We start from the raw sequence: 7092 nt of genomic DNA on the forward strand, positions 1-7092 counted from the left end.
CGCGTGCTGTTGTCCTCAGCCGTCTGTCCTCAGTCGTCTGTCCGCAGCCGTCCTCAGTCCGTGAACGCGTCGCACACCGCGTCGTACCGACCGGTCCACCACACCGCGAGCGCCGAGGCCGCCGGGAACTGGGGGTCCGCGCGGGTGTCGCCGCGCTCGTAGTGCCAGCGCAGCATCCAGAAGTCGTTCAGTCGCTCCCACCACACGCGGTGCACGGCGGCCGCGAGCTGTGAGGGCGTGGCGCCGGCCGTACGCCGGTACGCGCGTGCGTAGGCCCGTACCTTCGGCAGGTCGAGAGCGCCGACGGGCAGCACGAAGAAGATCGCGGCGGCCCGTACGGCCTCCTCCGCGCGGGGTTTCACGCCGAGGCGGTCCCAGTCGACGATCGCCGCCGGGGCGTCCCCCTTGTAGAGCAGGTTGAAGGGGTGGAAGTCCCCGTGCACCCAGCCCACCGAGGCGCCGCGCGGAGGTCGCCGGTCGGCGTGCCGCTCCAGCAGCGCCCGCCGCTCCAGGAGCCGGTACCGGGCCAGTTCGTCGAAGGAGTCGGCGGGCCGGTGCCGGTGCACGCGGCCGAGCAGCTCGTCGATGAGGGTGAAGGTGTCGGCGGGGTCGGCGCTCAGCGGGCGAGGGCCGGGGGCGGACGGCTCGCAGACGTACGGGGACGACGCGGGTGACGCGGCGGCCGGGGGGATCGGTGCGGGCGGTACGGGGGCGCCCGGGGCCCGCGGGGGCGGCGCCGACGGACGCGGGTCGCTGCGGTACGCCGTCGCACGGGAGGCGCGCCGGTCGGTGCCGTGGGCCTGCGGTGCGGTGGACGGGCGGGGGGCCGGGATGCGTGCCCCAAGGGTGCCGTACGCACCCGTACCTGGGCTCTCGACCGGCGTCCACCCCCTCGTGCGGGCCCGTGCCTGTGTCGGCATCACGTGTTCCAGGCTCGCGTGCACCGTCCCGAGCAGGGACCCGAGCCGCGCGCACTGCGCGGTGGTGAGCTGACCGCCGTGTCGGTGGCAACCGTCGATCCACGGGTGGAGGGCGTAGGCGTGGCCGCCGACGATCGCGAACGTGCGCCCGTCGCGGCCGGTGAGCGGGGGCGCCACCGGGACGCCCAGGTCGGCGAGGCGCTGGGTGGCCCGGTGCTGGCGGGCGATCGCGTCCGGGGCGGCGGTCTCGGGGTCGAAGTGGTGCTTGAGGAAGTAGCGGCCGCGGGTCGTGCACAGGCGGTAGCCGCCGTTGAGCAGCCCCTGGACGACGGGCTCGCAGGTGAGGGCGGACCCGGCGGCGTACTGGCGGAGGAGGGCGCCCAACGGGGGCTCGCAGGGCGTGGGGGGTGGTACACAAGAGCGCGGCACGCTGCCCGATGCTAGGGCACTCACGGGGCCCCTGAGCTGGGCGTTGTCACAGACAGTCGCTTTCGGTCACAGGGTGAGCTCGAAGTGCCCTTCCCTTGAAGCAAGGGGCTCGGGTCCCGGAGTCGACCCCCGCGCCCGGCCTGGCCTGTCGGCGGTGCCGCCGCGGAGGGCCGCCGCGGAGGGCCGCCGCGGAGGGCCGCCGCGGAGGGCCGCTGCGGGCCGTTCCTCCGGATGGCCGGATCTGTGCCGTCGCGTCGGCCGCCGCGTCGACCTCGCCGACTGTCTGTTCGACGACCTCATGTCCCTCTTCTCGGGCAGGCGTTCGAGCGCGACTCGGCGGGCCACCGTATGGCTGTAGGCCGACCAGGGGAAACGCGTGGTTCTTCCGGATTCGCGCAGGCGGTGGCTTTCGCGCAGGGCTTGTGGACCCGCCCTCGATGGCTCTTCCCGTGAGCTGGGTCACCGGGATAACGTGCCGTTGTTCCGGCCCCCTGCAAGGCTGTGACCAGGAACTGTTCCCGATTTTGCGATTTTTACTTGGAAATCCAAGCAAAAACGCAGGTCAGGAGGGGTTTCACAGAATTGTGGAGCACTGGGTAACGTGCCTTGGTGCAGGGCGCTCGCCGGGGCAACCTGTCACGCCCGTTCCGAACGAGCCGCACCCACCCCGTGCGCTCGTGAGGCAACGGGCGAGCCGCACTGGCGCCCGGCGAACCCGGGTAGCCGGACCGACGGAGGAGCACACGTGACCGTGGAGAGCACTGCCGCGCGCACACCGCGACGCAGCGCGGGTACGACCGGTACTAAAAGCACGGCCGGCAAACGAACGACCGCCAAGAAGCCCTCGGCGACCGCAAAGAATTCGCCAAGTGGCGAGCCCGGGCTCGTCCAGCTGCTGACGCCCGAGGGCAAGCGCGTCAAGAACGCCGACTACGACAAGTACGTCGCCGGCATCACCCCCGAAGACCTCCGCGGCCTGTACCGCGACATGGTGCTCACCCGTCGCTTCGACGCCGAGGCAACCTCCCTGCAGCGCCAGGGCGAGCTCGGCCTGTGGGCCTCCCTGCTCGGCCAGGAGGCCGCCCAGATCGGCTCCGGCCGCGCCACCCGGGAGGACGACTACGTCTTCCCGACCTACCGCGAGCACGGCGTCGCCTGGTGCCGGGGCGTCGACCCGACCAACCTCCTCGGCATGTTCCGCGGCGTGAACAACGGCGGCTGGGACCCCAACAGCAACAACTTCCACCTCTACACCATCGTCATCGGCTCCCAGACGCTGCACGCCACGGGCTACGCGATGGGCGTCGCCAAGGACGGCGCGGACTCCGCGGTCATCGCCTACTTCGGCGACGGCGCCTCCAGCCAGGGCGATGTCGCCGAGTCCTTCACCTTCTCCTCGGTCTACAACGCCCCTGTGGTGTTCTTCTGCCAGAACAACCAGTGGGCGATCTCGGAGCCCACCGAGAGGCAGACCCGCGTACCGCTCTACCAGCGCGCGCAGGGCTACGGCTTCCCGGGCGTCCGCGTCGACGGCAACGACGTACTGGCCTGTCTCGCGGTCACCAAGTGGGCGCTGGAGCGCGCCCGCAGCGGCGAGGGCCCGACCCTGGTGGAGGCCTTCACCTACCGCATGGGCGCCCACACCACCTCCGACGACCCGACCAAGTACCGGGCCGACGAGGAGCGTGAGGCCTGGGAGGCGAAGGACCCGATCCTGCGCCTTCGCCGCTACCTGGAGGCCTCAAACCACACGGACGAGGGATTCTTCGCGGAACTGGAGGCGGAGAGCGAGGCGTTGGGCAGGCGAGTGCGCGAAGCGGTCCGCGCCATGCCGGACCCGGACCACTTCGCCATCTTCGAGAACGTGTACGCGGACGGGCACGCGCTCGTGGACGAGGAGCGAGCGCAGTTCGCCGCCTACCAGGCGTCGTTCGCGGACACCGAGGGGGGAAACTGAGATGGCCACAACCGTGACGTCCACAGCGGCGACCGCGAAGAGCATGGCGATCGCGAAGGCGATCAACGAGTCGCTGCGCGCGGCCCTGGAGTCCGACCCCAAGGTCCTCGTCATGGGCGAGGACGTCGGCAAGCTAGGCGGCGTCTTCCGGGTGACGGACGGCCTGCAGAAGGACTTCGGCGAGAGCCGCGTCATCGACACCCCCCTCGCCGAGTCCGGCATCGTCGGCACGGCGATCGGTCTCGCCCTGCGCGGCTACCGCCCGGTCGTGGAGATCCAGTTCGACGGCTTCGTCTTCCCGGCGTACGACCAGATCGTCACGCAGCTCGCGAAGATGCACGCCCGCTCCCTCGGCAAGGTCAAGCTCCCGGTCGTCGTCCGCATCCCGTACGGCGGCGGCATCGGCGCGGTGGAGCACCACTCGGAGTCCCCCGAGGCGCTCTTCGCGCATGTGTCGGGCCTGAAGGTGGTCTCCCCGTCGAACGCGTCCGACGCGTACTGGATGATGCAGCAGGCCATCCAGAGCGACGACCCGGTGATCTTCTTCGAGCCCAAGCGGCGCTACTGGGACAAGGGCGAGGTCAACGCCGAGGCGATCCCCGGCCCCCTGCACAAGGCGAGCGTCGTCCGCCAGGGCACGGACCTGACCCTCGTCGCCTACGGCCCGATGGTGAAGCTCTGCCAGGAGGTGGCCGACGCCGCCGCCGAGGAGGGCAAGTCCCTGGAAGTCCTGGACCTGCGCTCGGTGTCGCCGCTGGACTTCGACTCGATCCAGACGTCGGTGGAGAAGACCCGCCGTCTGGTGGTGGTCCATGAGGCCCCGGTGTTCTTCGGCTCCGGCGCGGAGATCGCCGCCCGGATCACGGAGCGCTGCTTCTACCACCTGGAGGCCCCGGTGCTGAGGGTCGGCGGCTATCACGCCCCGTATCCGCCGGCGCGCCTGGAGGAGGAGTACCTGCCGGGCCTGGACCGGGTGCTCGACGCCGTCGATCGTGCCCTGGCGTACTGAGGAGAGGGTCGTGACGACGATGACGGAAGCGTCCGTACGCGAGTTCAAGATGCCGGACGTGGGCGAAGGGCTCACCGAGGCAGAGATCCTCAAGTGGTACGTCCAGCCCGGCGACACGGTGACGGACGGTCAGGTGGTCTGCGAGGTCGAGACCGCGAAGGCGGCCGTGGAACTGCCGATCCCCTACGACGGGGTCGTGCGGGAACTCCGCTTCGCCGAGGGCAGCACGGTGGACGTGGGCACGGCGATCATCGCGGTCGACGTCGCGGGCGGCGCTGCTCCGGCCGCGGCGTCGGGCGCGGCGGCGTCGGCCCCGGCTGCGGCTTCCACCTCGGTGAAGGCTCCGGCCTCCGCGGAGCAGGAGCCCGCCGAGCAGGAGCCCGCAGAGCAGAAGTCCCAAGCCGGGAAGTCCGAGGAGAAGAGCCCGGCGGGCTCCGGCCGTCAGCCGGTGCTCGTCGGCTACGGCGTGGCGACGTCCTCCACCAAGCGCCGCCCCCGCAAGGGCCCGGAGATCCAGGTCCAGGAGGCGCCGACGGCGCACCACGCGGAGCTGAACGGCCACGGCACCGCCGCCGCCGTGAGGCCGCGTCCGCTGGCCAAGCCGCCGGTGCGCAAGCTCGCCAAGGACCTGGGCGTCGACCTGGCGACGATCGTCCCGTCCGGCCCGGACGGCGTGATCACCCGGGAGGACGTGCACGCGGCGGTGGCGCCCGCGCCCACTCCCGAGCCGGTTGTCGAGACGCCCACCAGTGTGCGGACACCGGCTCCGGCGCCGACGTACGACACCGCCCGTGAGACGCGCATTCCGGTCAAGGGCGTCCGCAAGGCGACGGCCGCGGCGATGGTCGGCTCGGCCTTCACGGCGCCGCATGTCACGGAGTTCGTGACGGTCGACGTGACCCGGACGATGAGGCTGGTCGAGGAGCTCAAGCAGGACAAGGAGCTCCAGGGCCTGCGGGTCAACCCGTTGCTGCTGGTCGCCAGGGCCCTGCTGGTCGCGATCAAACGCAACCCGGATGTCAACGCGTCCTGGGACGAGGCGGCCCAGGAGATCGTGGTCAAGCACTACGTGAACCTCGGTATCGCGGCGGCCACCCCGCGTGGCCTGATCGTGCCGAACATCAAGGACGCGCAGGCCAAGACGCTCCCGCAACTGGCGGAAGCCCTCGGCGAGCTGGTCTCGACGGCACGTGAGGGCAGGACATCGCCCGCCGCGATGCAGGGCGGCACGGTGACGATCACCAACGTCGGCGTCTTCGGCGTAGACACGGGCACGCCGATTCTCAACCCCGGCGAGTCCGCGATCCTCGCGGTCGGCGCGATCAGGCTCCAGCCGTGGGTCCACAAGGGCAAGGTGAAGCCCCGCCAGGTCACCACCCTGGCCCTCTCCTTCGACCACCGTCTGGTGGACGGGGAGCTGGGGTCGAAGGTGCTGGCGGACGTGGCGGCGATTCTGGAACAGCCCAAGAGGTTGATCAGTTGGGCGTGATGCGCGTCACAGGGTAGTCTCGGGGGCTCGGAGGGGTCGGCCGCAACTTTGGTTTGCGACCGCCCCCTCCGACCTTCTCCCTCTGTCCTTCTCCCGCCGTCCTTCTCTCTCAGACCTGTCAGGCCTGGTTCAGGACGTAGACCGGCGCCCCGTCCCCCGTACCGCCCTGCGAGCGGATGCAGGCGTGCTTCTGCAGCAGGCGGAGGCACTCGTTGACGCGGCGCACCGGAAGTCCCGTACGGGCCGCGATCGTTTCGAGCGGCTCGCGGAGTTCACCCTCTTCGACGAGGACCGGGGCGATCACCACGGCCACCGTCCACACGTCCTCCGTCACGGACAGCCGGTGCCGCCAGTCGGCCAGCAGGGACTCCGTGGTGGGCGGCACCGTGAGGCGGCCGCCGGGCGCCCGGCGTTCGAGGACGAGGGCGTCGAGACGGTCCGCGATGCGTTCCATCGCCCGGACCATGGCCTGCTGTACGGCGAGCGTGGCCTTCCTACCTGCGGGAAGGCTGAGACCGTAACCTCCAGTTACGGTCTCGAGCATCTCTCGGTGCGCGTCAGGCACATGGTCGGCGAGCGCCTTCCTCGAGTTGGTGTGCCCCAACTCCTTGCAGACATCCACCGCAGGAAACCAGTGGGTCCCGTCCGGCATCGTCAGCCGGCGCACCCGCGCTCCGGTCGCCGCGTAGACGAAGTCGCTGACGTCGATCGCGTCCCGCTGTTCGGGGGCGTTGCGTCGCTTGCTGGGTTCGATCATGTCAACGACCCGGGATTAAAGTCCCGGGCTTGCACAAAGGGCGCCACTGGCTGTGGTGCTGCGTTTGCGTCCTGTCGCACGCTCCGGTTCGGGACGTGGGCCTGGGGCGGTTGACTGCGCCCCGCGTCGCCACAACTCCCATGCTCTGGCACGGATGTTGCGGGAGCTGTTCCGGTCTGCGTGATCAACGAATCCGCAGTTCCGGCACGCGAACCAGGCCTGGGAGACCCGGTTCGTCTTGTCGATGTGCCCGCATTCGGCGCAGGTGCGGGAGGTGTACGCCGGATCGACGTACACCACCGGCACCCCCGCCTTGCGGGCCTTGTACGCGATGAACTGCCCCAGCTGGGCGAAGGCCCAGCTGGAGTGGGTGGCCCGTTGGGGCTTGCGAAGCCGTACCCGTTCGCGGATGCCCGTCAGGTCCTCCAGGGCGATTCCGCGACCGGTGCGTTCTGCCTCGGCCACCACATGTTTCGCGATCTTGTGGTTGATGTCCTTGGCCCTACGGGCCTCCTTGCGGCGCCGCTTCTT

At 70.6% G+C, this 7092-nt stretch carries 6 protein-coding genes; 3 read left to right on the forward strand and 3 right to left on the reverse strand.

Going from position 1 to position 7092, the window contains the following annotated elements; translation table 11 throughout:
* Positions 1 to 53: 53 nt before the first annotated feature.
* Positions 54 to 1349, reverse strand: coding sequence for a phosphotransferase (locus tag ACFYRY_RS37530; protein ID WP_389156221.1), 1296 nt, complete (start codon positions 1347 to 1349; stop codon positions 54 to 56).
* Positions 1350 to 2094: 745 nt separating this feature from the next.
* Here ACFYRY_RS37530 and pdhA point away from each other — a divergent pair.
* The 3 genes from pdhA to ACFYRY_RS37545 are packed head-to-tail and all read left to right on the forward strand — an operon-like array spanning position 2095 to position 5804.
* Complete coding sequence (gene pdhA / locus ACFYRY_RS37535; protein ID WP_389156224.1) at positions 2095 to 3306, forward strand: pyruvate dehydrogenase (acetyl-transferring) E1 component subunit alpha; 1212 nt, start codon at positions 2095 to 2097, stop codon at positions 3304 to 3306.
* A gap of 1 nt (position 3307) precedes the next feature.
* Complete coding sequence (locus ACFYRY_RS37540) at positions 3308 to 4315, forward strand: alpha-ketoacid dehydrogenase subunit beta (RefSeq protein ID WP_389156228.1); 1008 nt, start codon at positions 3308 to 3310, stop codon at positions 4313 to 4315.
* 10 nt (positions 4316 to 4325) lie between these two features.
* The gene (locus ACFYRY_RS37545) at positions 4326 to 5804 is read left to right on the forward strand and encodes a dihydrolipoamide acetyltransferase family protein (protein WP_389156231.1); all 1479 of its coding nucleotides are present in this window, start codon (positions 4326 to 4328) and stop codon (positions 5802 to 5804) included.
* A gap of 118 nt (positions 5805 to 5922) precedes the next feature.
* Here the strand turns inward: ACFYRY_RS37545 and ACFYRY_RS37550 are convergent, their stop codons facing one another.
* Together ACFYRY_RS37550 and ACFYRY_RS37555 are read right to left on the reverse strand one after the other, a co-directional pair.
* Positions 5923 to 6561: a Bro-N domain-containing protein gene (locus ACFYRY_RS37550; protein ID WP_389156233.1), complete on the reverse strand. Its 639-nt coding sequence runs from the start codon at positions 6559 to 6561 to the stop codon at positions 5923 to 5925.
* A gap of 15 nt (positions 6562 to 6576) precedes the next feature.
* The coding region (locus ACFYRY_RS37555; RefSeq protein WP_389156236.1) for an RNA-guided endonuclease InsQ/TnpB family protein at positions 6577 to 7092 on the reverse strand (516 nt) is incomplete at its 5' end.

The sequence above is a fragment of the Streptomyces sp. NPDC005263 genome (assembly GCF_042872365.1).
In the GTDB taxonomy this organism is placed as follows: domain Bacteria; phylum Actinomycetota; class Actinomycetes; order Streptomycetales; family Streptomycetaceae; genus Streptomyces.

Excerpts from the sequence above, each read along its gene's own strand:
- ACFYRY_RS37540 (WP_389156228.1), top strand. The coding sequence starts at position 3,308 with ATGGCCACAACCGTGACGTCCACAGCGGCGACCGCGAAGAGCATGGCG.
- ACFYRY_RS37550 (WP_389156233.1), bottom strand. The coding sequence starts at position 6,561 with ATGATCGAACCCAGCAAGCGACGCAACGCCCCCGAACAGCGGGACGCG.